Annotated in this window: 25 protein-coding genes; 18 read left to right on the forward strand and 7 right to left on the reverse strand. The window is 38.9% G+C overall.

Annotated elements, in window-relative coordinates:
• Positions 1-79: 79 nt before the first annotated feature.
• Complete coding sequence (gene abc-f, locus JTI58_RS16270; RefSeq protein ID WP_205442314.1) at positions 80-1,879, forward strand: ribosomal protection-like ABC-F family protein; 1,800 nt, start codon at positions 80-82, stop codon at positions 1,877-1,879.
• Positions 1,872-2,663 (forward strand): GNAT family N-acetyltransferase, encoded by a 792-nt coding sequence (locus JTI58_RS16275; protein WP_205442315.1) that lies wholly within the window; start codon positions 1,872-1,874, stop codon positions 2,661-2,663. The genes abc-f and JTI58_RS16275 overlap by 8 nt, the downstream gene beginning before the upstream one ends.
• A 59-nt stretch (positions 2,664-2,722) precedes the next feature.
• Here the strand turns inward: JTI58_RS16275 and JTI58_RS16280 are convergent, their stop codons facing one another.
• Positions 2,723-4,285, reverse strand: coding sequence for a bifunctional metallophosphatase/5'-nucleotidase (locus JTI58_RS16280; RefSeq protein ID WP_243456081.1), 1,563 nt, complete (start codon positions 4,283-4,285; stop codon positions 2,723-2,725).
• A 215-nt stretch (positions 4,286-4,500) separates the two neighbouring features.
• Between JTI58_RS16280 and JTI58_RS16285 the strand changes: the two genes are divergently transcribed.
• The 5 genes from JTI58_RS16285 (at position 4,501) to JTI58_RS16305 (ending at position 8,940) form a co-directional block, all read left to right on the forward strand.
• Positions 4,501-5,541, forward strand: a complete 1,041-nt coding sequence (locus JTI58_RS16285; RefSeq protein ID WP_205447350.1) for a phosphate/phosphite/phosphonate ABC transporter substrate-binding protein — start codon at positions 4,501-4,503, stop codon at positions 5,539-5,541.
• Positions 5,542-5,641: 100 nt separating this feature from the next.
• Entirely contained in the window at positions 5,642-6,445 is an 804-nt protein-coding gene (gene phnC / locus JTI58_RS16290) for a phosphonate ABC transporter ATP-binding protein (protein WP_205442317.1), read from the forward strand.
• A complete protein-coding gene (gene phnE, locus JTI58_RS16295) occupies positions 6,402-7,217 on the forward strand; it encodes a phosphonate ABC transporter, permease protein PhnE (protein ID WP_205442320.1) in 816 nt (271 codons plus the stop codon). Before phnC ends, phnE (JTI58_RS16295) begins: the two co-directional genes overlap by 44 nt.
• Before the next feature lie 10 nt (positions 7,218-7,227).
• Positions 7,228-8,034 carry a phosphonate ABC transporter, permease protein PhnE gene (phnE, locus tag JTI58_RS16300; protein WP_205442321.1) on the forward strand — a complete coding sequence of 269 codons (807 nt, stop codon included), beginning with the start codon at positions 7,228-7,230 and terminating at the stop codon, positions 8,032-8,034.
• A gap of 171 nt (positions 8,035-8,205) precedes the next feature.
• A complete protein-coding gene (locus JTI58_RS16305; RefSeq protein WP_205442322.1) occupies positions 8,206-8,940 on the forward strand; it encodes a hypothetical protein in 735 nt (244 codons plus the stop codon).
• A gap of 150 nt (positions 8,941-9,090) precedes the next feature.
• On the opposite strand, the gene JTI58_RS16310 is transcribed toward JTI58_RS16305, so the two are convergent.
• Positions 9,091-9,468, reverse strand: a complete 378-nt coding sequence (locus tag JTI58_RS16310; RefSeq protein WP_205442323.1) for a hypothetical protein — start codon at positions 9,466-9,468, stop codon at positions 9,091-9,093.
• 154 nt (positions 9,469-9,622) lie between these two features.
• Here JTI58_RS16310 and JTI58_RS16315 point away from each other — a divergent pair, with 154 nt between their 5' ends.
• Positions 9,623-10,153 (forward strand): NfeD family membrane protein, encoded by a 531-nt coding sequence (locus JTI58_RS16315; protein ID WP_004232545.1) that lies wholly within the window; start codon positions 9,623-9,625, stop codon positions 10,151-10,153.
• 15 nt (positions 10,154-10,168) lie between these two features.
• A complete protein-coding gene (locus JTI58_RS16320) occupies positions 10,169-11,713 on the forward strand; it encodes a flotillin lipid rafts scaffold protein FloT (protein WP_205442325.1) in 1,545 nt (514 codons plus the stop codon).
• Positions 11,714-11,754: 41 nt separating this feature from the next.
• Here the strand turns inward: JTI58_RS16320 and JTI58_RS16325 are convergent, their stop codons facing one another.
• Together JTI58_RS16325 and JTI58_RS16330 are read right to left on the reverse strand one after the other, a co-directional pair.
• Complete coding sequence (locus JTI58_RS16325; protein WP_205442326.1) at positions 11,755-12,300, reverse strand: GNAT family N-acetyltransferase; 546 nt, start codon at positions 12,298-12,300, stop codon at positions 11,755-11,757.
• Positions 12,301-12,316: 16 nt separating this feature from the next.
• The gene (locus tag JTI58_RS16330) at positions 12,317-13,141 is read right to left on the reverse strand and encodes a methyl-accepting chemotaxis protein (protein WP_205442327.1); all 825 of its coding nucleotides are present in this window, start codon (positions 13,139-13,141) and stop codon (positions 12,317-12,319) included.
• 299 nt (positions 13,142-13,440) lie between these two features.
• Here JTI58_RS16330 and JTI58_RS16335 point away from each other — a divergent pair, with 299 nt between their 5' ends.
• Together JTI58_RS16335 and JTI58_RS16340 are read left to right on the forward strand one after the other, a co-directional pair.
• Positions 13,441-14,640, forward strand: coding sequence for an MFS transporter (locus tag JTI58_RS16335; RefSeq protein WP_205442328.1), 1,200 nt, complete (start codon positions 13,441-13,443; stop codon positions 14,638-14,640).
• 14 nt (positions 14,641-14,654) lie between these two features.
• Complete coding sequence (locus JTI58_RS16340) at positions 14,655-15,383, forward strand: sulfite exporter TauE/SafE family protein (protein WP_205442329.1); 729 nt, start codon at positions 14,655-14,657, stop codon at positions 15,381-15,383.
• A 52-nt stretch (positions 15,384-15,435) separates the two neighbouring features.
• On the opposite strand, the gene JTI58_RS16345 is transcribed toward JTI58_RS16340, so the two are convergent.
• The 3 genes from JTI58_RS16345 to JTI58_RS16355 all read right to left on the reverse strand — a co-directional run bounded on the left by JTI58_RS16345 (position 15,436) and on the right by JTI58_RS16355 (position 17,363).
• The gene (locus tag JTI58_RS16345) at positions 15,436-16,218 is read right to left on the reverse strand and encodes an enoyl-ACP reductase FabI (RefSeq protein ID WP_205442330.1); all 783 of its coding nucleotides are present in this window, start codon (positions 16,216-16,218) and stop codon (positions 15,436-15,438) included.
• Between the two features lie 164 nt (positions 16,219-16,382).
• On the reverse strand, positions 16,383-16,976 hold the full coding sequence (locus JTI58_RS16350; RefSeq protein WP_205442331.1) for a hypothetical protein: 594 nt from the start codon (positions 16,974-16,976) through the stop codon (positions 16,383-16,385).
• A gap of 138 nt (positions 16,977-17,114) precedes the next feature.
• Complete coding sequence (locus JTI58_RS16355; protein ID WP_004232564.1) at positions 17,115-17,363, reverse strand: ferredoxin; 249 nt, start codon at positions 17,361-17,363, stop codon at positions 17,115-17,117.
• 106 nt (positions 17,364-17,469) lie between these two features.
• Between JTI58_RS16355 and JTI58_RS16360 the strand changes: the two genes are divergently transcribed.
• From JTI58_RS16360 to JTI58_RS16390, 7 genes are all read left to right on the forward strand, one after another.
• On the forward strand, positions 17,470-18,501 hold the full coding sequence (locus JTI58_RS16360; RefSeq protein ID WP_205442332.1) for a YpbB family protein: 1,032 nt from the start codon (positions 17,470-17,472) through the stop codon (positions 18,499-18,501).
• Entirely contained in the window at positions 18,502-19,944 is a 1,443-nt protein-coding gene (locus JTI58_RS16365) for a RecQ family ATP-dependent DNA helicase (protein ID WP_205442333.1), read from the forward strand. It begins immediately after the preceding gene.
• An 86-nt stretch (positions 19,945-20,030) separates the two neighbouring features.
• A complete protein-coding gene (locus tag JTI58_RS16370) occupies positions 20,031-20,762 on the forward strand; it encodes a LysM peptidoglycan-binding domain-containing protein (RefSeq protein WP_205442334.1) in 732 nt (243 codons plus the stop codon).
• 143 nt (positions 20,763-20,905) lie between these two features.
• Positions 20,906-21,664: a metallophosphoesterase gene (locus JTI58_RS16375; protein WP_205442336.1), complete on the forward strand. Its 759-nt coding sequence runs from the start codon at positions 20,906-20,908 to the stop codon at positions 21,662-21,664.
• 113 nt (positions 21,665-21,777) lie between these two features.
• Positions 21,778-22,743 (forward strand): YpdA family putative bacillithiol disulfide reductase, encoded by a 966-nt coding sequence (locus JTI58_RS16380; protein ID WP_205442337.1) that lies wholly within the window; start codon positions 21,778-21,780, stop codon positions 22,741-22,743.
• 57 nt (positions 22,744-22,800) lie between these two features.
• Positions 22,801-23,361, forward strand: coding sequence for a glycerol-3-phosphate acyltransferase (locus JTI58_RS16385; RefSeq protein WP_205442338.1), 561 nt, complete (start codon positions 22,801-22,803; stop codon positions 23,359-23,361).
• A gap of 4 nt (positions 23,362-23,365) precedes the next feature.
• Positions 23,366-24,907 carry an aminotransferase class V-fold PLP-dependent enzyme gene (locus JTI58_RS16390; RefSeq protein WP_205442339.1) on the forward strand — a complete coding sequence of 514 codons (1,542 nt, stop codon included), beginning with the start codon at positions 23,366-23,368 and terminating at the stop codon, positions 24,905-24,907.
• The last annotated feature ends 5 nt before the right edge of the window (positions 24,908-24,912 follow it).

The following is a 24,912-nucleotide window of genomic DNA, read 5'->3' on the forward strand; positions in this document are numbered from 1 at the left end:
AGAAGAAGACTGCTTGTTAAGGAGCAGTCTTTTTTGTGTTCTAAAGATGTTTTCGCACGTTTCATTGGAGGAAAAAACGATGCAAATGAAAGCTGAACAAATCCAAAAAATTATGGGTGGGAATATATTATTCGAGAATTTACAGCTAGAGGTAAATAAAGGCGAGCATGTGGCCATTGTTGGCGTGAATGGCAGTGGTAAAACGACTTTATTACAGCTACTAGCAGGGGTAGAGATGCCTGAAAAAGGTCGAATTATTAAAAGTAAAGAAGCGACGATTGGCTACTTACACCAAATTCCACACTACCCACAGCATGCTGTGAAAGAAGTGCTGGAGGAAGCATTTGCGGATATTTATGCAATTAAGGGAAAAATGACGGCACTTGAGCAAGAGATGCAGTCGACTGTCACAGATAAAATACTCTTACAATATGGTCAACTGCAGGAGCAATTTATGCTAGCAGGGGGCTATGAAGTAGATGCCCAGTTGGCAATGATTGCACATGGACTGGGCATAGTAGATTTGCTGGAGCAACCTTTTAGTAACTTAAGTGGTGGAGAAAAAACAAAGGTTATGCTTGGACAAATTTTATTGAAAAAGCCCTCTATTTTGTTATTAGATGAACCAACGAACCATCTGGATATGCAAGCCATTGAGTGGCTTGAAAATTATGTGCGAAACTTTGAGGGGATTGTCATTGTCGTATCCCATGATCGTCAATTTATGAATCAAGTAGCCCAGAAGATTATCGAAATTGAGGATGGGGAGGCTTTTACGTATAACGGCCATTATGATGCTTTTATAGCACAAAAAGAAGCAAAAATTGAACAACAGTTTGCAAACTATGAAGAGCAGCAAAAGAAAATTAAAAAGATGCAAGAAACGATAAAACGATTAAAGCAGTGGGCGAATGAGGCGAATCCACCAAACGCCTCGATGCATCGACGTGCAAAAAGTATGGAAAAAGCATTAGCACGTATTGAGCGAGTAAAGAAGCCCCTCACTAAAAAGAAAATGAATTTAGCGTTAACGATGGCTGAACGTAGTGGCAAAGAGGTAGTGCTATTGCAAGACATTGATCATGGCTTTGATAAGCCTTTATTGAAAGACAGCAATCTAGCTGTTTATTTTGGAGAAAGATTAGCGATTGTTGGGAGTAATGGTAGTGGAAAATCAACATTATTAAAAATGATGTTAGGTGAAATCGTTCCTAATCAGGGAGTGTGTCATATTGGGAGCAATGTGAAATTTGGCTACCTCTCCCAGCAATTTGAACATCAAAACCCTGCTATCCGATTAATTGATGCCTTTCGTGAACGTGTCGCCGTGTCAGAAGCGGAAGCCCGTCATATACTCGCACGATTTTTGTTCTATGGCTATGATGTCTTTAAAAAAGTGAAGGACTTAAGTGGTGGAGAAAAAATGCGTTTGCGTTTAGCACAATTAATGCATGAGGATATCAATGTCTTAATCTTAGATGAGCCCACAAACCATTTAGATATTGAAGCAAGAGAAGTATTGGAAGAAACACTAGAATCCTTTGAAGGCACAATTATTGGGGTGTCACATGACCGTTATTTCTTACAGAAAATTTTCTCGAAAACGGCGTGGATTGAAAACCAAACGATTCAGGTTTTTGAGGGAGATTATGAGTGGGCTAGACAAAAACGACAGGAGTTCGCAAAGAAAACGATTGAACAACAACCTGCGAATAAAACGCAGCCAGCAAAAAAAGAATTAACGATTGAACAACAAATTGAAAAATTAGAGATAAAACTACAAGAACCATCGCTTGCTAAAGAACAACGGCAGAAGCTTGAATTGCAATTAGAGCATTTATATGAAAGATGGTTTGAAGGGGGAGCGGAGCATGTTTAATTTAGAACGCATTATGCAGCTTGATATAGATTATGTGAAGAGTTTTAGCGAAGTGGAGGTTTGTAAGGAGGGGGTCTTATTTTACAATCAGGCTATCCCAACCTATTATGATGCAAATCATGCACAGATTTGGGGGAAGATTGAACAGCCGGATCTATTTTTACAAAACATCAAAGATTTCTATCAATCAAAGTCTCTGATTCCACGAATTTATTTGTATAATCTTGAAGAAAACCATTTATGTATAGAGGCATTAGAGACGCATGGCTTTCAATATGAGCAATTTGTGAATGAAATTCAGTACTGGAACGGTGAATATACGCCACTTCCACCTAATTCTGCCATCCAAATTGAGCGTGTAACGGATGTGAATATGGAGGAAGCATTAGCAGTAGAAATGAGCATTGCTGCTTTTGGGGAGCCTTCTTTAATAAAAAAGGCATTTGAGCAAACGTATCATTCATCACATTTTACGTATTATTTATTAAGACTAGATGGGGTGGCGTGCTGTTCGGCAAATATTTTTATATCAGGAAATCAAGGAAGGATTGAAAGTGTTGCAACAACGGAAAGCTATCGAGGACGTGGTTTAATCGGCTATATGCTGCAGCATATCCAACAGCAATCAGTCAAGCTGGGATTGGACGATCTTTGGATATTACCGATTAGTGAACAGGTTGCCAAGGTCTATGAAAAGGCAAATTTTCAATCGGTGGGCTCCATTGCATCCATCCATGCATTTACTGAAGGGAAGAGCATTCAAGACATTCGCCAACAGGCTTAAATAGCTACACATAAAGATCGCCAAATTCCTGTAGTGCTTACAAGGAATTTGGCGATTTTTTAGAACTGTACTTGCCAATTTTGATTACAAGTTGCTTGGATGCAGGGATGCTTTAAAATATAATCAGCAATTAATTCAGTCATATCCATTTGTATTTCTTTTACAACGGGGCGAGTTCTTAAAAAGTCAAAATTTCCTGCTCCTGTAGCACGATAGCTGCTCATTACGACATTAAATTCCTCATCCTTATTAATAACCTTGCCGTTGTACAATAGTTTCGTCACACGTTCTCCAATAGGTTTGGATATGTCAAAGCTGTACTCGATTCCCTCCCACATATCATAATTATAGGGCTGTGCCTTAGGATGCAGAAAAGCTTCTGCGACTTTTAGCTGTCCTCCCTCGACTGTAAAATAGCTAGCCGATTGTTCAAGGGCCTGTAAGATGTCCTGTCCAGTTAATCGAAGTACCTTTAAAGTATTGGCATAAATGTAGTTTGTAACAATATCACGCATGGTGACAGCTTGCTTTAAGCCACCTCGTTCATCATGAAAAAGAGCCGTACAAGAAATTGAAGCCCCAGACTTCGCCATTTGAATGCGATTAATAAATTCTATATAAGGATGTTCTTGAATACGCGCCAGAAAAGGATTTTCGATTTGCAAATCTCCTTCAATCACGCCAATCGTTTCATCTAACCAAGCTTCGGTTTTTTCAAATGTAGGAGAGATGATCTGGCAAACGGATTTTTGAGGTATCGTGTTTTCCGAGCTATAAATAAGTACAGGTGTATGAGCAATGGATTGAATCGTATGTTGCTCATCCATTACAACCTCTAGTTCAATCATTGCAATGCAAGTCCCTTTAGAACCAGGCTGAACAATAGATTTCCCATTGATCTTCGTGCTAATCTCTCGATGTTGATGACCAGAAATGATAATGTCTACTTCTTCAATTTCTGCGCACATGCGGTATCCTTGATTTTCACCATCTTCTGCTTCAAGTAATTCTCCCGTTTCAAGATTTCGTTCAAAGCCCCCATGATAGCAAAGAATAAGCACGTCAATTTGTTCATTCGCACGAATCCATTTTGCCCAGTAGCTAGCACTTGAAAAGGCATCCTCAAAGTGAAGTCCCTGGATATGTAGGGGTTCCTCCCATTTTTCCACAAAATGTGTTGTCACACCCAAAATAGCTAGTCGAACGTCCTCTATTTCTTTTATTATATAAGGCTTCGTAAAAGGCTTGCCATCCTCCGTAACAATATTCGCTCCCAGCCATGGGAAATTCGATTGGCTTATAACGGATTGTAATGTCTGTTGACCATAATTAAATTCATGATTACCGAATACCATGGCGTCGTATTGAAGCTCATTGGCGACCTGAATCAATGGATTGAGTTCCTGAGCTTGAAATTTCTGATGGTAAAAAGTCATGGGACTTCCCTGAATAAAATCACCATTATCAATTAAAAGGGTAGGCATTTCAAGTCTTTTTTTTTCAATGATGGTTGCGAGCTTTGCTAAACCCAGTGCTTCATGATGGTCGTTTCGGAAAGTAGTGGGCATTATATAGCCATGAATATCGCTAGTGGCAAGTATTTGTAAGGTTTTTACTGTCATATGTGATCCTCCGATCATTAGTATACCCATAGTATATAAAGTTATAGCTAGAAAATTAGTGTATTTACAATATCAAAATACTATTTTACGAATTAGACACATATATTTACTCTCTTTTAATACTAGGAAAATATTTACTGTTTATACTGAGGAAGCATTTCAAAAATGGGGAGGATAACACTTTGAAGAAATTACTACTTTTCACGTTAACATGCATGCTTTCTGTATTTTTGATGGCATGTGGAAATGAGGCTTCGAGTACATCGAATACTGATAAAACGGTCGAGACATCTACTGATGCAGGTGGCAATGAATCTGTAGAAAAATTAACGATTGGCTTTGTGCCTTCGCGTAATCCAGATGAAATCATTACAGCAACGGAGCCTTTAAAGGGGCTACTGAAGGACGAGCTAGCAAAATTAGGTTTTGATGTAGAGGAAATCGATATTACGGTAGGTACAAACTTTGAAGCAGTAGGGGAAGCCTTATCCGCAGGTACTACCGATATTGGCTTAATTCCTGGTGGGACTTATGTGCTTTATGATGATGGTGCAGAAGTCATTTTAACCGCTACACGTGCAGGCTTAAATAATGATTCGGATAATCCAGTTGATTGGAATCAAAATAAACCAACTGCACCGACAACAACACAAGCCACTTCGTATAGAGCCATCTTAGTAGCAGGTCCATCTGAGAAAGGCAAGGCATTAGCAGCAAAAGTCAATAACGGTGAAAAATTAACGTTTGAGGATTTAAATACTGTTACTTGGAATGTGATGTCCTCTTCCTCACCAGCAGGCTATATTTACCCAACACTATGGTTACACGAGAATTTCGAAAAGACGATTCCTGATTTAGCGAAGGTTGTCCAGGCCGATTCCTATGGTAGTGCCTTTGCACGTTTAGCGGCAGGACAAACGGATGTTTTGGTCACATATGCAGACGCACGTCGTGATTATGAGGAAAGCTGGCAAGGCGAATTCGACCGCTCTGCTTCTATTTGGGAGGAGACAGATTTACTCGGGGTAATGCCAGCCATTTATAACGATACGATTAGCGTAAGTAAAAACTCAAAGGTTATGACGGAAGACTTGAAAAAGGCCGTTCAACAGGCATTCATCAATATTGGCAACACGGACAAAGGGAAAGAAGTGATTGCAATCTATAGTCATGAAGGCTATCAGGCAGCAAAGGATCGTGATTATGACAATGAGCGTAAGGCACAAGAATTAGTGCAAAATTTAGGTTCGAACTAATAGTCCGTTATGGTGGTGAAGAATCTGTGACTTGCGGATACCCGCAGAAAGCAGATTCTTCTTTCATTCTGTGAGATTCTTGTAGAAATGGAGCGGTACAATGATTGAATTTAAAAGGGTAGAAAAACGTTATCCGAATGGCTTACTTGCCTTAAATCAAATTAATCTTCAAATTGAGCAAGGTGAATTTGTCGCCATCATCGGCTTATCGGGTGCAGGGAAATCAACACTGCTACGTTGTATTAATAAAATGCACGATATTACTGGGGGAACCTTGCATGTCAATCATGTGAACGTGCATCAACTAAAGGGCAAGAGCATTCGCCAGCTACGCCGTAATATCGGCATGATTTTTCAATCTTTTAATCTTGTTACGCGTGTATCAGTCTTGAAAAATGTCCTTGTTTCCTTTGTACCGAATATGCCTGTTTGGCGAAAAATTTTAGGTATATTTACGAAAGAAGAGAAGCGTAGAGCGTTAATGGCTCTCGATCAGGTCGGTATTTTAGATAAGGCTTATGTACGTGTCGATCAGTTATCAGGCGGACAACAACAGCGCGTTGCCTTAGCGCGTACACTTGCTCAAAATCCTCAAATTATTTTAGCTGACGAGCCAGTTGCATCCCTTGACCCCGTAACAGCAAAGCAAGTAATGGAGGATTTTAAACGCATTAATCAAGAGCTAAACATGACCATTTTAATTAACATCCATCATGTAGATCTAGCATTAGCTTACGCAACACGTGTTATAGGCGTGCGTAGTGGTGAAATTGTCTTTGATGGGCAAGCAGATGAAATCAACGAGGAAACGCTTGCCTTCATCTATCACAATACCAATCAAGAGAGAGGCGTAACGAAGTATGCAATGGAAGCTGCTATCACCGAAAAAAATAGTATTGCCTAATGGCAAAGAAGTACTGGAGAAACGTTCGTTCATACCGGGCGTGTGGCTTATTCTATTCATTCTAACCGTACTTGCTATTCGAATTACGGGCTTTAGCCTAGATATTTTAGTTAACCGAATACAACAGTTTTTTGTCATCCTACAACAGATGATTCCGCCAAATTGGGGCTATTTATCAAAGCTATGGCAGCCCCTCTTTGATACGATTAAAATGTCATTATTTGGTTCGATTGCAGGGGCTCTATGTGCCTTACCAATCGCTATACTTGCTGCGACCAATATAACAAAGCAGAAAGGATTGGCGATGATGTGCAAGTTTATTTTAAGTTTGCTTCGAACTTTACCAACCTTGATTATTGCTCTAATTGCGACATTTATTTTTGGGCTTGGCACGATGGCAGGCACTGTAGCCATTTTCTTATTTACCATTGCCTATGTTGGCAAGCTATTATATGAGCAAATAGAAAACGCTAATATGGAAGCCTATGAGGCCATGCAGTCGATGGGATTAACGACCATGCAAGCATTTCGTTATGCCATCTTGCCACAAATTCTTCCTAACTACTTGTCGACCTCCTTATTTTGCTTTGAAGGGAACGTTCGTTACGCATCTATTTTAGGGTATGTCGGTGCAGGGGGGATAGGTTTGCTGCTCAATGAAAGCCTAGGGTGGAGAAGCTATGAAAATGTGGGCATGATTTTGTTGATGCTTGTTTGTACCGTTTTTCTCATTGAGACAACGAGTGAATATTTCCGCAAAAAATTAATGTAGAGGTGATGTTATGAATGCTATCGAAAAACAATTACAGTTAGAACCAAATCGACGCATGTCATACATCATGACAATTGGAATTGTATGTCTGTTATTTATTTGGTCTGTAACAACCATTCATTTTGAGAATGTATCGGTAAATGGCACAAAAATTGCTAAAAATATATTCGTAGGGCTGCTGAATCCCGATTGGTCATTAATCGTCAATTGGACAACGGCAGGCATACCTTATTTATTAATCGAAACAATGGCTATTGCGTTTCTTGGTACAATTGTTGGTGCATTGCTAGCCATTCCCTTAGCCTTTTTGTCGGCTTCTAATATTGTGCCGAAGCCTATTGCTTTTATCGTACGATTGCTGTTAATCATCATTCGTACGATCCCTGCCATTGTCTATGGTCTCATGTTCATCAGAGTCACTGGTCCTGGTCCATTTGCTGGTGTCCTAACCATGTCATTAACCTCCATAGGGATGCTGTCCAAGCTCTATGTTGATGTAATTGAGGATTTAGATAAAAGTATATTAGAATCGATGGAAGCAATCGGTTGTACATTAATGGAGAAAATACGGTATGGCATTTGGCCACAGCTAACAGCGTTGTTTTTATCCATCGTGATCTATCGCTTTGATATGAATTTGCGAGATGCAACCATACTCGGCTTAGTTGGAGCAGGTGGAATCGGTGCACCATTAATTTTTGCGATGAATGCCTATAAATGGTCTGAGGTAGGATCTATATTATTGGGGCTTGTGCTACTTATTTTAATCGTGGAGTATGTTTCGAATCGCTTGCGAATGAAGCTTGTCAAAGGGTAAGTACGAATTAATGAAAACTAGTAAAATCCTGAATAGTATCGACTATTCGGGATTTTTGTTTTATTGTTAAGAAAGAGGATTTTCAATTATATAAGTTTTTTACTTGAAAAAATGCCGTATTCGATTTATTGTCTTTAGAGATACTTGTTTAATGGACTTGGAGGATATGAAATGCACGGAATTTATATACGCTATAATGTCTCAGAAGAAACCCAAGCAGCACAATGGCCCAAAAAAATGGATGCATTTGCGTATGTTCAACGAGAAAAACCACAACAAGAAGATGTTAACTTGCTGTCAAAAGAAGAGCTGAAAAACCATGCCATACGCTATATTAAAAGCTTAAAAGACAATGCAAGTGTACATTTAGTAGAGCAACGCAACGGCGAAATTGAACTTTTTGATCGACGCTATATGGAGTCATTAAAGTTAAAAGAAAGCATCGATTCACAACTTATTAATCTAGAAGAAATACGCTTATTATTGCAATTAATGAATGTCTTGAATTTATCCCATGCTTTTGGAGAAAATGCTGGCAAGCTGCTTCGTCAAATTACGCCATACGCAAAAGAGGTAGAGCACCCAACATTCCAAACAACACGCGTCGAGCGCCATTTTTATTCGGAATTAATTGAACAAATTGAAATGGTCTATGCCAGAATTATGCGTCAACACAACCCATCCACAACGGAAATGCAACAATCAGAAAAGCTCTGGACAACAGTCTGTGAGCAAGCAATAGAAAAAGTAGAAGCACGAATCGAACGTTTATCTTCTATCAAATTAAAGCATGAGAAAAATTTACTAGAGTTTAGTCACTTAAAACAGCAAAATATCGAAGCAAAAGAACGCCTAGATTTAGCTGTCAATGAACTGGATGCCATTTTAAATGTATTAGAATCATAAGAAAAGCATGTCTCTGTCAAAATGATCGGAGACATGCTTTTTATGTTGGCGTCGGATAGAGGGACAAAAGTGACGGATAGTACAGTTGATGTAGCGGTTAAAAGTGCAAAAGTGGTGGATAGCCCCGTAAGATTGACGGATAGCTGTGTTTTACTTCGCTTTCTCCTCTGTTTGTTCCTGTTTAGTTTGGCGTGAAAGGCGCAGTAAATCCAATCCAAGCAGTACAACAATGATATAGAATAGAGGACTTGTGAACGATAAGCCAATTTGTGACTGACCGCCAAGTAATGTTAAAACAATCCATAACCCAACTGTATACAATGTTAATCCGATATAAGCCTTTTTTGATAATTTTTTATATCTACCCTTGTCGAAGGCTAGCTGAATGATAACAAGCACAACTAATATAAGCAATATAATTTTTTTAGTCAGCATTGCAGCAATAGCTGTATCAGGGAAGAAATCGTTAACGAATAATAACGTGAAAAATACTAGAATAACAAAATTTAAGACTGTTGAAAGCTTCATGCCATTTCTCCTTAGTTGTCAGAATACTTTTCTATTGTAACATGGTTCTAATGAAAGCAAAAAATAATACTTTAAAGAAGAGTTTGAAAAATTTTGAAACTTTTCCTGCGGTACATCCGTATAGTAGGTAATATGATGAAAAGGGGTGAGCAACTTGACGCTATTTGGCTATTCACTCGAGCAGATCTTTTTGGTGGTTTTAATTTTCGCCGGCCTTGCCACAGTATTGGTTATGTTTTTTGGTGATGCAGTCGAAGGTATTGGGGAAGGACTGCCCATTTTTAATCCGAGTGTCATTCTATCTTTCATTACGTTGATGTCAGCAGCAGGATTTATTTTAGAAAAACTAGCCTGGTTCTCTAGCGTTTGGAACATCATTGCTGCATGTATTATCGGCGCTATTTTAAGTTCCATCTTTTATTTATTTGTCCTCGTTCCGCTACGTTCCGCTGATGTCTCACTAGCTTACACAGAGGAATCACTTGGTGGGCAATTAGGAAGAGTCATTGTGCCAATTCCAGTAGATGGTTTTGGAGAGGTTGTCATCGAAACGACAAGTGGCATGATTTCGAAACGGGCAACGGGCTATGATAATGAAGCCATTGACTATGATGAAACCGTACTTGTGGTGGATGTGAAGGACGGTACACTTTTTGTCAGAACGTATGAGAAAAAATTTGTTTAAAGGAGAGATATGTCTATGTCAACCGATATTTTAATTGTTTTAGGAATTGTAGCATTTGTATTAATTGCCCTAGTCGGCTTATATGTGACAAAATATCGTACTGCGGGTCCTGATGAAGCACTGATTGTTACAGGTAGCTATCTCGGCTCTAAAAATGTACATAAGGATGAGTCGGGGAATCGCATTAAAATCATTCGTGGGGGAGGTACATTTGTATTCCCTATTTTCCAGCAAGCACAACCGTTAAGCTTACTTTCTAGTAAACTAGAAGTGACAACGCCTGAGGTGTATACAGAGCAAGGTGTACCTGTTATGGCGGATGGTACGGCCATTATTAAAATTGGTGGTTCTATTTCTGAAATTGCGACGGCAGCAGAGCAGTTTTTAGGAAAGCAAAAAGCGGAGCGTGAAGCGGAAGCACGTGAAGTGTTAGAAGGTCATTTACGTTCGATTTTAGGCTCCATGACGGTTGAAGAAATCTATAAAAACCGTGATAAATTCTCACAGGAAGTTCAACGTGTTGCTTCACAAGATTTAGCGAAGATGGGTCTTGTGATTGTATCCTTTACAATCAAGGATGTACGAGATAAAAATGGCTATTTAGACTCACTAGGGAAACCGAGAATCGCACAGGTAAAACGAGATGCTGATATTGCGACGGCAGATGCAGAAAAAGAAACACGTATTAAACGTGCAGAGGCGTCTAAAGAAGCACAAAAGGCAGAATTAGAGCGTGCGACAGAAATTGCGGAAGCGGAAAAAGAAAACCAATTAAAAGTAGCTGAATTCCGTCGTGAGCAGGATATTGCCAAAGCGCGCGCTGACCAAGCCTATGAGCTTGAAACTGCTCGTGCAAAGCAAGAAGTGACGGAGCAAGAAATGCAAATACGCATTATCGAGCGTCAAAAGCAAATTGAATTAGAAGAAAAAGAGATTTTACGTCGTGAGAAACAATATGACTCTGAAGTGAAGAAAAAGGCTGACGCTGATCGTTATGCGGTGGAGCAAAATGCTGCTGCAGAAAAAATGCGCGAGCTTGCTCAGGCTGATGCGGAGAAATATCGTATTGAATCCTTAGCAAAAGCAGAAGCAGAGAAAATTCGTTTGGATGGTCTTGCTAAAGCAGATGCAGAGCGAGCACAAGGGGAAACTGAGGCTGATATCATTCGTTTACGCGGTCTGGCGGAAGCTGAAGCTAAACGTAAGATTGCCGAAGCCTTTGAATACTATGGTCAAGCAGCTGTGCTGGATATGGTTGTTCGTATGATGCCAGAATATGCAAAAGAGCTTGCTAGCCCACTTGGTAATATTGATAAGATTACAGTAGTCGATACTGGTGGTGGGGAAGGCAGTGGCGCCAATAAGGTGACGTCTTATGCAACCAATTTAATGTCTACACTACAAGAAACATTAAAAGAAACTTCGGGTATTGATGTAAAAGAGCTGATCGAAAGCTATGCTGGAAAGCATACATTGCGTCCAGAATTAGAGCAAATTGCTTTAGGTCTTGAAAAAAAGCAAGCACCTGAAGAAACGAAAGAAGCGGTAGAGCAATCCTAATAAAAGCGACCTGATGAATCATCTCATCAGGTCGCTATTTTTTATTGTTGTTGCTGCCATTCATTTACAAGCAAGCCATAAATAACGTGATCTACATAATGATCGTAGAGCCATTCAGCAGCGCGAATGGTTCCTTCTTGCATGAAACCGAGGCGCTCTGGAATTGCACGACTTTTGTGATTGGCTTCAGCAACTCGAATTTCTACTTTATGAAGCTTCAATGTTTCAAAGGCATATTGCAATAAAGCTTTTACCGTTTTGGTCATGATGCCATGCCCTTGTGCTCCTTCATTCAACCAATAGCCAACAGTGCCGATTTTATTGCTAGGGTTAATCGTATTAAAGCCTGCAATGCCAACAATTTCATTATTAAAGAGAATGACCAGAGAGAGGCTACTGTTCGCTTTATGCCCCTTGATACAGCCTTCAATATAGGCTTTCGTATCCGCCAGTTCCCTCGTGAAATCTAGCCATGGTAGCCATTCTTTCAAATATTCTCTAGAGGCATCCGTTAATGCAAAAACCTTCTCTGCATCCTCAGGTGTGATCATCCGTAAAGCTAAATCTTGGTTAATGGTTATTTGCATATTATTCACCTCATTTTTATTTTAACGCATTATGCATAAAGCCTTTCATTTCTCGGCTAAGTACGGTTAACTCTTCAATAATTTCGCTGAAATCCTGTACGAGCTGTGCTTGCTCATTCGTTGCATCATTGATTTGTCCCATATTTTGCTTTAAATTATCTAGATTTCTATTAATATTCCGTAAGGACGACTCTATATTTTCAGTAGCGCTAGATGTCTCGAAGGACAGTTTTCGAACTTCCTGCGCCACAATATTAAAGCCAGCACCATGCTGTCCAGCGCGAGCAGCCTCGATGGATGCATTTAAACCTAGTAAATTAGTTTGACGAGAAATGCTTTTAATTAAATCTGTCACGGCATTTGTTTTTTCAGAATCCTCTAGAGCATGTTGTGCCTGCTTATTAATTTCCTCACTAGTGGCCGCTAATTCCTCAGAATGGGAAGCAATTGTATGTACTTTATCCTGTAGACTGTTGACGATCTTATCCATCGTACCCATATAATCTTCAAGCTTGAGTTCATTATCTATTGGTAAGCCAAAAGCTAATGCACCTACTACTTGACCATTTTCACGAATGGGGAATGAAAAAGCATTGATTGCTACGCCGTAAACATCCTCTGGTATCACCACATCTGCATTTTGTCCATTAAAGGCGATGAAAACATTTTGGTCATTGGCATTCACTTTTTGTCCATCATGATAGCCTGAATCCACACGTTTACCTGCTAAATATTTAACGACTGTTTCACTTTCCTTTTCGACAACAGCTACAATGGCTTCTTGCTTTAATGCTAGATGAATATAAGGTGTTGCAAGGGCTAAAGCTTCAATAATTTTCATAAAAATTCCTCCAAGTCTAGTCAATGAAAATGGTTATGTCATCTGTCTTCATTGTGACAATGGTTCTAGATGATTACTTTTACTGTAGCACAATATTTGCCAAGTCAAAATAACTATTTATTTTTTATTAAAGGACGATTAAATAAAGTTGGGATGTTTTTATTTGTCAATTATAATTTGCTATTCATAGTGAAAAATGAAAACGTTTTTGTCTAATTTTTGACAAGGGAGACGTGTGTTTTACGAAATATTGTATTAGAATAATAGTAGCATGTGGAAGAAGTGAAGGAGAGCATTTCATGGACTATATACAAAAGGGTACGAGGGCGTTTCATAAAGCGAATTGGGCCTTATTTTTAGCAGGCTTTATTACTTTTGCTAACCTATATGTAACGCAGCCATTACTACCGACATTTTCAGAAGTATTTCACGTCTCACCAGCTGTAGCAAGTTTATCTCTTTCAGTAACTACCTTTGCGTTAGCAGTGAGTTTAATCATTGTCAGTTCGTTATCAGAAGCATGGGGAAGAAAATCATTGATGACGATTTCTATTTTTGCAGCTTCTATTCTGACCTTGGCACTTGCATTTTCACCTAATTTTGAAACAATTTTAGTTTTGCGTGTTGTACAAGGTATCGTTTTTGCTGGTTTGCCTGCAATCGCCATGGCTTATTTAGGAGAAGAAATGGAACCATCAAGCTTAGGGGTTGCCATGGGCTTATATATTAGCGGTAATTCAGTAGGGGGGCTAAGTGGACGAGTTATTATTGGTACATTAACGGACCATTATAACTGGCATACAGGCATGATGGTGCTTGGAGGAATTAGCCTCTTTGTTAGTATATTGTTTGTCTGGATGTTACCAAGCTCCAAACATTTTAGCGCACGACCTTTACAATTAAAAGCATTGACCAAAACCCTACTGCAACATTTAAGAGATCCTTCTATGCTATGTCTTTATGGGATGGGGTTTCTTTTAATGGGAAGCTTTGTCACACTTTATAATTATATTGGCTTTAAATTAATGGCGCCTCCCTATAATTTAAGTGCAACAATTGTAGGTTGGATATTTGTCATTTACTTAGTCGGGACATTTAGCTCAGCATGGTTTGGTAGTTTAGCTGATCGTTATGGACGACAACAAATGCTTTTGCTGGCCATTGCCATTATGTTTGCAGGAGCCTTAGTGACACTCAATGGACTCCTTACTTTAAAGATTATAGGGATAACAATTTTTACCTTTGGCTTTTTTGCAGCTCATTCAATCGCAAGTGGTTGGGTAAGCAAACGGGCATCACACGATAAAGCACAAGCATCCTCACTCTACTTATTTTTCTATTATTTTGGTTCGAGTGTTGGAGGAACAATAGGTGGCGTTTTTTGGATGAAATATGGTTGGATAGGTGTTATAGCGATGATTGCGCTGTTTTTATTCATTGCTTGTGTACTATCATTCTTATTAAAGAGATTCATTGTTAGACAACGTATCACAACATGATGTGAGGTGTCATTTTGCAGGAATTATTTTTATATTTTTTCATTATCCTAGCAGCTTCTATTTTACAAACCAGTACGGGATTTGGTTTTTCCGTTATGGCCACGCCTTTTTTACTGTTGCTTTTTTCACCACAAGAGGCGATGCAAATAAATATAATACTGTCCCTTGTTATTTCATTTTCTCTTATATGGAAGGTGAGACAGGATATTGATGTAGCGTTGCTTAAGAAGGTGATGATCGGTAGTGTTGTGGGAGCTCCTTTTGGTAGCCTACTCTTTGCCTTAGTCGATGTGACGACATTCAAGTTACTCATTGCCATCCTACTAATAGGGCTTACCATTCTCTTGATTAAAAATCTCTCTATTCAACAAACAAGGAGTAGGGATTATGGCGTTGGTTTTATATCAGGTATGTTCACAACCAGTATTGGGATGGCGGGACCACCACTGTTACTCTATTTTGCGAGCACACATAGAAATAAAGAAACCATTAGAGCAGTTTCACTAGCCTACTATATTTTTATCTATCTTATTAGCTTACTTTCTCAAGTCATTTTTGAGGGCACAAGTAAAATGGTTTGGGTTTATAGTATGTATGCCTTGCCCATTGTTTTCTTAGGACTTATTTTTGGACAGATGTTATTTACTAGATTAAATCAAAAGCTGTTTAGAATATTAATTTATGTTCTCTTAGTAGCAGCAGGTTTCATTTTATTGATCCAAACGATATGGACAATGCTATAAAAAAGAAAAAGAAGTATGGAAAAGATGACGCATCTTCCATACTTCTTTATTGTTAACCCATAATATTGTAGCCAGCGTCGATGTAGATTGTTTCACCAGTAACACCACGTGATAGGTGAGATAGCATCACAATCGTCATATCTGCTACTTCGTCTTGTTGAACATTACGTTTTAAAGGAGCTGTTTCTTCGATTTTGTGTAAAATTGTGTTAAAGGAAGGAACACCTTTTGCAGCAAGTGTACGAATCGCACCAGCTGAAATAGCATTGACGCGAATATTATCCTGGCCAATATCAGCAGCTAAATAACGCATAGAAGCCTCTAATGCCGCCTTTGCCACACCCATAACATTGTAGCCATCAAGCACTCGTTCTGCTCCTAGGTAACTCATCGTAACGATAGAGCCACCCTCTGTCATATATGGATGAGCTGCTTTTGCTGTGGAAATAAGTGAATAAGCACTTGTATCTTGTGCGAATGCATAGCCTTCTCGAGTTGTTTCAAGGAAACGGTTGTGTAAATCTTCTGCATGCGCAAAAGCCACTGAATGCACAATCCCATGAATAATGCCAACCTTTGAGCCGATTTCATCAAAAGCTGCTTTTGTGCTGTCATCACTATTCACATCACATTGAACAACAAGGGAATCAAATTGTCCGATATTTTCTAATTGTTTTTGTAATTTTTTTAATGACCGTTCTTGACGATACGTGAAGATGACATTTGCACCAACGTCAAATAAGCGTTTTGCAATGCCCCAAGCAATACTGCGATCATTTGCTACGCCCATGACAACAATGTTCTTATCTTTTAATTGTAATAAATTATCCATCATTATGAAGAACTCCTTTGTGAGATAATATCTGTTATTAGTACCAACTACTAAAATCTTATCATACATAAAATATCGTTGCAATAACAAGATGAAAAGAGACGCAGTTTACAGAGCAAAAAAAATTCATCTCTTCACAGTAGAGACGAATTGAAAAGTGTGCTATTTTATTTTGTTACATAATGATCATACATATCTACTGCTCGATTAATGGCACTGCTGACAGTGATTCTAAAGCAATTTTGTGACCGAATGACCTGGGCCAATATTTTGATTGCTCTTGTTTGATTTTTATGGAATAAAGCATTGTCAGTTTGAAAATCATCGTCTAAAAAAGCGAGGAAATAAGGTTTTCGATTTTGAGATTTTAACAAATCAGACTCTGCACTTTTTTTAAGTGTATTATACACCCATAAATCAATTGCATTTCCTAATTGGAAAGCAGCAAAATACTGAAAATCATCATTCTCACATTCTTTTATTTTTTGAATTATTTGAATTTTTTGAAGCTCATCTAGTAAGAATGTATTGATGGAATAGTAGATGGCTTTAGAAGGATTGAGAATGAGCTCATCGGTCTGCTGTGATTTTAAGAAAACCCAGTTATTTAACACGTTTGCCCATGCGTCTACTGTATTCAAACATTTCGCACACACATCTGGAAATATCGATTGCCATTTTGCAGCAAGATTTTTAAATCTATTCATATGGTCTTGGTCAATATAAAATAAACTATGCTCAACTTGTAACTGCTCAAACATTCACATTCCTCCAATAGATTGGTATGTATAGCAATGGACCATATGCTTATTATCTTGATGCAAAAGTTAACCAGTATTTTAATCAATTAAGAAGGCATCCATTGAAGGATGCCTTCTAGGGTATACATCAATTGAAGACTATTCGAATTTTAATGAATCGCCATCGAACGTTTCGTCTGCTACTTTGATAGAGTCTGTTGGACAACCTTCAAAAGCATCTTGCATATCTTCTAATAGATCTTCTGGTACTTCAGCAGTTCCCATGTTATCATCTAAAATAACGAAGGCAATACCTTCATCATCATAATCATAAATGTCTGGCGCTGCGGCTCCACATGCGCCACAAGCGATGCATGTATCTTTATCAACTATTGTGTATTTAGCCATTTTTTTCTCTCCTTTAACGATGTTCCTACAAAGCTTCATACTCATTTTAAAGATGTTTATCTTACATTTCAACTTAAATACTATTAAATTGGAGGAATTTGCGTCAATGTTTCATCAAATTCTATTGCAAATCTTTCAAAAACTCAATAAGGAGCGGACGATTTCGGCTGCCTATCATGTCCTAAGAGGGAAGCGTTCAGGCCAGACAATTCAAGATATTGGTCTTTTTCAACTGCATCAATATTTTGGTCTGTTACCTAAACTATCTCGTCCTACATTTGACGAGGCTGTAACCTTATTTATGCAATATAGTTGGTTAAAAGTGCAGGAATCTGGTCATTTTTACATGGAAAAGCTAGGATTACAACATGCACAACAAACGCCAACCTTTTTCTTTGATGGTTGGCACTATCGAGGAAATGAGCATGTGTTCTTTGCAAGGCTCTCTCTTATTGTGCAAAGTTTGTCACATCAAGCCGCAGCCGTTCGTGCCTTTTCACCGATTAGTAGAGACACAATGATTCAAGCATGGGTGCGATCATTTTTACAGGAACATCATTACAAGGGAGGGCATTTGCAGCAGCAATTATTGGCAGAATGTAACCACGTGCTAAACATTCTCCCTGTTTCAGATGCAAGCAAACAGCTTGTTCTCTATCGTTTAAGTGGTTATCAATTACCAGGATGGACATGGCAACAGCTTGCAGATGAACGGAAGGAAACCGTGCTAGATAGTCAATTGGCTTTTATTGAAACCCTACATATATTATTAAATGAAGTGCAACAAAAAATGGATGATTATCCATTGCTGGGGCATGTGACAGAAGGAATAAAAGTTAAAATATTGCTAACAGATTCTGCGCAACAAACCGCACAATTATATGAACAAGGTTATTCGATGGAGCAAATTGTTCAAATGAGAAAGCTAAAACAAAGTACAATTGAGGATCATTTTGTGGAATTAGCCATGTACGAACCGAACTTTTCTATTGGCCCATTCGTCTCCTATGAAGAAGCTCAAAAAGTGTGGCAGGCATCGAAGCAATATCAAACAAAAAAATTGAAAATATTACATGAAGCTTTAAATGATATGAGTTATTTTCAATTAAGGCTTGTCCTTGCGAAAGGAGAAGTATAAATGGAGCTTGAACAATTATTGCATAAGCATTTTGGTTACTCATCCTTTCGACCAGGGCAGAAAGAGGTCATTGAGGCTTTACTGCAAGAACAAGATGTCATTGCGTTGTTGCCAACAGGAATGGGAAAATCACTTTGCTACCAGCTACCAGCCTATATGTTAGAGAAGCCAGTGTTAATTGTTTCACCATTACTTTCCTTAATGCAGGATCAAGTGGAAGAGCTCCGGCGTTTTGGGGAAAAGAGGGTGGTAGCTTTAAATTCCTTTTTATCTCTAACAGAGAAACGCTATGTATTACATTATTTAGAGCAATATCGTTTTATTTTTACTTCACCGGAGATGTTGCTCCAGCAGCAGGTACAGGATAAACTGGCACAGATGAAGCTAGGTTTAATCGTAGTAGACGAGGCGCACTGTATATCACAATGGGGCTTTGATTTTCGACCTGATTATTTACGGATAGGTGAATGGTTATCGAGAGAAAATCGTCCACCCATGTTGGCATTATCCGCTACGGCAACCAATAAGGTTGTTCGAGATATACGAGAAACTTTATCTCTCAAAGCGCCATTCGAGTTTATGTATAATGTTGACCGCCCAAATATTCATCTAGGTCGTGTAATAGTGGGGGATAAGGCCGATAAAGCTAGATGGCTTATGCAGCATATTACAGAAACGGAGGGTCCTGGTATTTTATATGTTTCCTCACGTAAACGTGCGCAACAATATAGCGAAGCCTTTTTACAAGCAGGCATTCGTGTCGCTGCCTATCATGCTGGCTATGGGGCGGAGGACCGTCAATTTATCCAACAGCAATTTATAGCTGGTGAATTGGATTGGATTGTCGCAACGAATGCTTTTGGCATGGGAATCAATAAGCTTGATATACGGCAGGTCATTCATGAATCAATGCCTGCCAATATAGCGAATTATATGCAGGAGATTGGACGTGCAGGGCGTGATGGTCAATCTGCACTTGCCATTTTACTGTATAGTGATGGTGATGAGGAGCTAGCTAAATTTGTTGTGACAGGCGATTTACCAACACTACACCATGTAGATCGCTATCAGGAGCTGCTATCCCAGCAAATACAGCCAGCCCAAATGCTAAAAAATGGGGAGTTGAGTGAGACGGCTTTCCGTGTGTTAGACTATTGGGTTCAACGAGAGTCTACGGAACAAGTAAAAGCTCGACTAAATCATTTAGCCCTAGAGAAATACCATGCAGTGAATGAAATGCTTAAAATCATACAGACAAAAGACTGTATTCGTGAACATTTAGTCGGGTATTTTGGGCAAAAATTGCAGGAAAAACCGGAAAACTGTTGTGAAAATTGTGGAATCCATTATGATGTAATCAAGAAAACACGCTTAAAAGAGAAGAAGAAAGTAGAAATGGCATCATGGGAAAGTCGATTGCAGCAACTATTAATGGGTATTTAGACTAAAACTGACGGTCATTTACTTTTTTCGTAAAATTCGTCATAATAGAGATGATAGAAAGCGTAGTAAGGTTGGGGGAAAGGCGAATGAATAAAGAAGATTATCGCGATAAAATAGAAGAGCATCGTCAATCATTTGAAGATGAGCAAAAAGAACAGCAATCCTTATCAAGAGTTTCCAGAATGAATAAAAATGGTAATAAAAACAAAAAGCCAAAAAATTCGAAACGTAAAACACCGTTAATGACGATTCTTTTTGTTATTTTTATCTTGATACCATTAACGATCCTCATCTATTTTTGGAAATTTTATGAACCAGGAAAAACGATTGAGCAAGCTGAAAAGGATACAGCTGAACAGGTTGTCGAATTAGATCCTTCAGAGGCATCTGCGTCTGATAAAGATAAAAATGATAAGGGTCAAGACGCTCAGGGGGATAAGAAGGCTCAGGAGCAATCTCAAAAAGATGCCGATAAATTAGCAGCTGAACAAAAAGCTGCTGAAGAGGCGAAAAAAGCACAAGAGGCTAAAAAGGCAGAGGAAGCAAAAAAAGCAGAAGAAGCTCGAAAAGCTGAGGAAGCGAGAATAGCTCAACAACAAGCAGAGGCAGCCAAAAAAGCAGAAGAAGCTAGAAAAGCGCAAGAAGCAAAGCAAAATGCTAAAGCAAGTACACATACTGTAAAAGCAAATGAGAACTTATACCGAATTGCATTAAATCATTATGGCGATGGCAGTGAAGCGACTTTAGCTAAAATTCGTGCTGCCAATGGTATGTCTTCTAATACCGTCATGGTTGGGCAAGTCATTAAGCTACCTTAATAGAATTTTTTATGGTTATATAGTTTTTCTAGTATAAAATAACAGACAAACGTTCACACCAAAACGTACGTCTGATTTAGCAAAAAGGCGATTCTTCTTAAGAAACGAATCGCCTTTTTGCTGTCGTAAGGAGAAGTGAGAAAATGCTATATTTAGGGCTATTTCTTTTGGTAGTCATCGCCCTTCTACTCTATATGTGGAAGGTGGCATATGAAAATAATGTATTGTCTCACCAGCTTTCATTACAAGGTGAACAGGAAAAGGTACGATTATTTTTTATTTCAGATGTTCATTTACGTAAAATAAGTAAGAAAATGATTGCACAGTTACAGGGACAGCATTTTGATGCAGTAATTATTGGCGGTGACTTTGCAGATAGCCGTACACCAATTGATCGTATTCATGAAAATTTAACATTATTAACGTCCCTGGGACCAACCTATTTTATTTGGGGCAATAATGACAGAGAAATTGGGGAAGAAAAGCTGAAGGACATTTTACAGGCATATCAGGTTCAAATAATTGTCAATGATGCCATACTTCTTCCGCTGAAAAATCGCTTTTGGTTGAGTGCAATTGAGGATACAACCGTAAAAGAATATAGCTTCGAAAAAGCCTTTGCCAAGGTAGGAGAACAGGATTTAGTTGTTTTCATTGCGCATAATCCAGGGGTTTTTGCGAAAGTTCGTGCAAAGTTTCGTGCGGATTTAATGATGGGGGGACATTTACACGGAGGGCAAATCCGATTCGGCCCATATGGTGTCCATCCAAATGGTTCCTATCGTCAGCGTGATGGTGTTATGACTTTAGTAAGTAATGGCTATGGGACGACATTAGTGCCTTTTCGACTTGGTGCGAAACCGCAATGTCATATTATTGACATTGATATTTCGAGTAAATAACCAACCAAATCCTATGAGAAGGCGTATAATAAAAAGGTATCGTCTATTCTATGATAATGTGAAAGCATGGAACAGTAATTTTTGCTGTTCAAATTCGATTGGAGTGTCAAGAAATGCAGCAAGCAGATGCAATTATTGTTGGAGGAGGCCCATGTGGTTTAGCAGCAGCAATAGCTTTGCAAAATATTGGATTACAACCTATTGTGATTGAAAAAGGAAATATCGTGAATGCCATCTATCATTACCCTACACATCAAACATTTTTTAGTACGAGTGAACGGTTAGCTATTGGTGATGTGCCATTTATAATTGAAGGACGTAAGCCGAAACGCAATCAAGCCCTTGTCTACTATCGAGAGGTTGTCCGTTTAAAAAATATACAAGTTAATCGCTTCGAAAAAGTACAAAGTGTTGTAAAAAATAAGGATAGGTTTACTGTTACATCTGATAAGGATACGTATGAAACACCATATGTTATCATTGCAACAGGTTATTATGATCATCCAAATTATTTAAATATCCAAGGTGAACAGTTACCTAAAGTATTCCATTACTTTAAAGAGGGACATGAATTCTTTGATACGGATATTCTTGTGATAGGTGGTAAAAATTCAGCGATAGATGCCGCGTTAGAATTAAATAAAGCGGGCGCTCGTGTAACGGTTGCCTATCGTGGCAGTGGATATTCTCCAAGCATCAAGCCGTGGGTACTACCTGAATTTGAAGGGGTAGTCAAAACTGGAGAAGTCGACATGCTTTTTAATACAAATGTAGTAGAAATACGAGAGCATGAGGTTGTTTTAGAAGTAGAAGGTCAAGAGAAGGTAGTAAAAAATGATTTCGTTTTTGCTATGACTGGTTATCATCCTGATCATTCCTTTATTAAAGCAATGGGAGTGGAGATAGAGGAAGAAACGGGGCGTCCTTATGTTACGCCTGAAACGATGGAAACCAATGTGGAAGGATTATTCATTGCAGGTGTGATTGCAGCAGGAAATAATGCCAATGAAATTTTTATTGAAAATGGCCGTTTCCATGGTGAATGTATCGCTCGAATTATTGAACAGAGAAAAAAATAATGATCAAGGCTGTATAGGCATGTAGCTTATACAGCCTTTTTAGAGAGGAGAAACGCATTGATTGGCTTGTATTGGCTCTTGAGTTATTTAATAGGAAACATCTTGACTGCTTATTTCGTTGGTAAGATATATGGTGTCAATTTGCAGGAAGAGCGTAGTAAAAATTTAGGCGCGCGTAATGCGGGTAGTGTGATTGGGAAAGGGGCCTTTCTTTGGACTTTTCTCGGTGATTCATTGAAAGGTGTACTGGTAGTCGGGTTGGGCTATATGTTGCATTTGGATGAATGGGTCATTATTGGTGGGGCTGCATGGGTAATCATAGGACATCTATTTCCAATCTGGCTGAAATTGAATGGAGGAAAAGGTGTAGCTAGTTTTATTGGTGTTGGTCTTGCCTTATCACCGAGCCTATTTTTATGGATGATCATTGGTACAGTACTTCTATCTGCGTTTACAAGAAGTTTGACGCTTGGCATGGTTGGAGGCTTTATTTTCTATATAGGTGCAATTATTCAAACGGGGAAAATAGAGTCGTATGGACTTTTAATCGTGGCCATCGTGTGCATGCTTATTAAGCATATGTCTAATATTCAGGAGTCATTGAAAAGAGGGACGTGAAGAAATGTATTGGTGTAAAATTGCCCAAACAAATGAGGAATTTGAGGCGATCGCTCGATTGAATTATGAAACATTTGTGGAAGAAATTCCTCAGCATGAGGTAAATCCAACAAGAAAAAAAGTGGACCGATTTCACCAGGAAAATACGTATGTCGTTGTTTATAAGGAAACAGAATTAATTGGCATGGTCGCGTTTAGAGATCAACGACCATTTTCGATTGATGAAAAGATTGGTAAGGTTGAACAGTATTTATCGAAGGGAAATTGTGCGAAACTTTGTGAAATTCGTTTACTTTCAGTGAAGAAAGGTTATCGAACGGGTCGAGTATTATTGAAACTTACACAAGCCTTAACTACATTTGCCTACGAAAAAGGCTATACTGCTGCAGTGATTTCAGGTACTACGAGAGAGGAAAAACTGTATAAGCAGATGGGTTTTAAACAGTTTGCGCCAGCTGTCGGAGTAGAGGATGCATTGTTTTTACCGATGGTGCTCACAAGAAATGAATTTGAGCAATCATTACAACATAGACTAACGACGGCACCTTCTACATTTTATCCAGGGCCAGTGAAGCAATTAGAAGCAATCGCTTATTCCGAGTTATCCCATCGTTCGCTACCTTTTAATGCGCTTTATGAACGAGTACAGAAGAAGTTGCTGTATTTATCGAATGCCCATCATGTTGGTGTAATCGTTGGGACAGGAACGATGGCAAATGAAGTGATGCTTGCTCAACTAAAGGCACAGCAATTAGGGAAGGGGCTTATTCTAACAAATGGCGAATTCGGTGAGCGTTTACGCAAGCAAGCCGCTCGTTGGTCATTACATTTTGAGGTGGTAGAAAAAGAGTGGGGTACAGTATTTGATGGCGAAGAACTGGCTTCACTACTTGAAACGGGGTCTTATCAGTGGATGCTGGCAGTGCATGGGGAGACTTCCACAGGAACTTGTAATGACTTAGGCCTTCTGAATAAACTAGCTAAACAATACAATGTAAAGTTATGTATAGATTGTATCAGTTCGTTCGGTGCCATGCCATTTTCCTTACAAGACTGCTATTTAGCTACGGCTGTGAGTGGCAAGGCCATTGGTGCGTTAAGTGGGCTAGCATTTGTGTTTTCACAATCACTTGCACCCTCATCTGCTACACTACCTGCTTATCTTGATTTAGCAAATTATCAGCAAGGTGCCATACCATTTACGTTACCTGCTGTATTACTGGGCAATGTGGGTACGGCATTGCAAGCCTATCCAGCACGCTATGAGCAGCTACAGCAACGCTTTCAATCGCTGCTGCAGCTACCAATCATGCACTATCAATATCCAACAATGCAATATCCGATGCTGATAACGGTTCAATTGCCTAATACTTATGCTAACCTACTTCTTGATTTAGCATTGAACGGACTATTCGTTCATGGTGAAAGCCAGTATTTACGCCAAAAGAATTTCATTCAAATTTCTGTGATACAACCAGATTTTGATGAAGCTTTTGCTCGACTTAGCGAGATATTGAGCTATTATGAACAGGTGATCGAAGTATGATTAGA

The sequence above is a fragment of the Lysinibacillus fusiformis genome, from assembly GCF_016925635.1.
Classification (GTDB): Bacteria; Bacillota; Bacilli; order Bacillales_A; family Planococcaceae; genus Lysinibacillus; species Lysinibacillus fusiformis_F.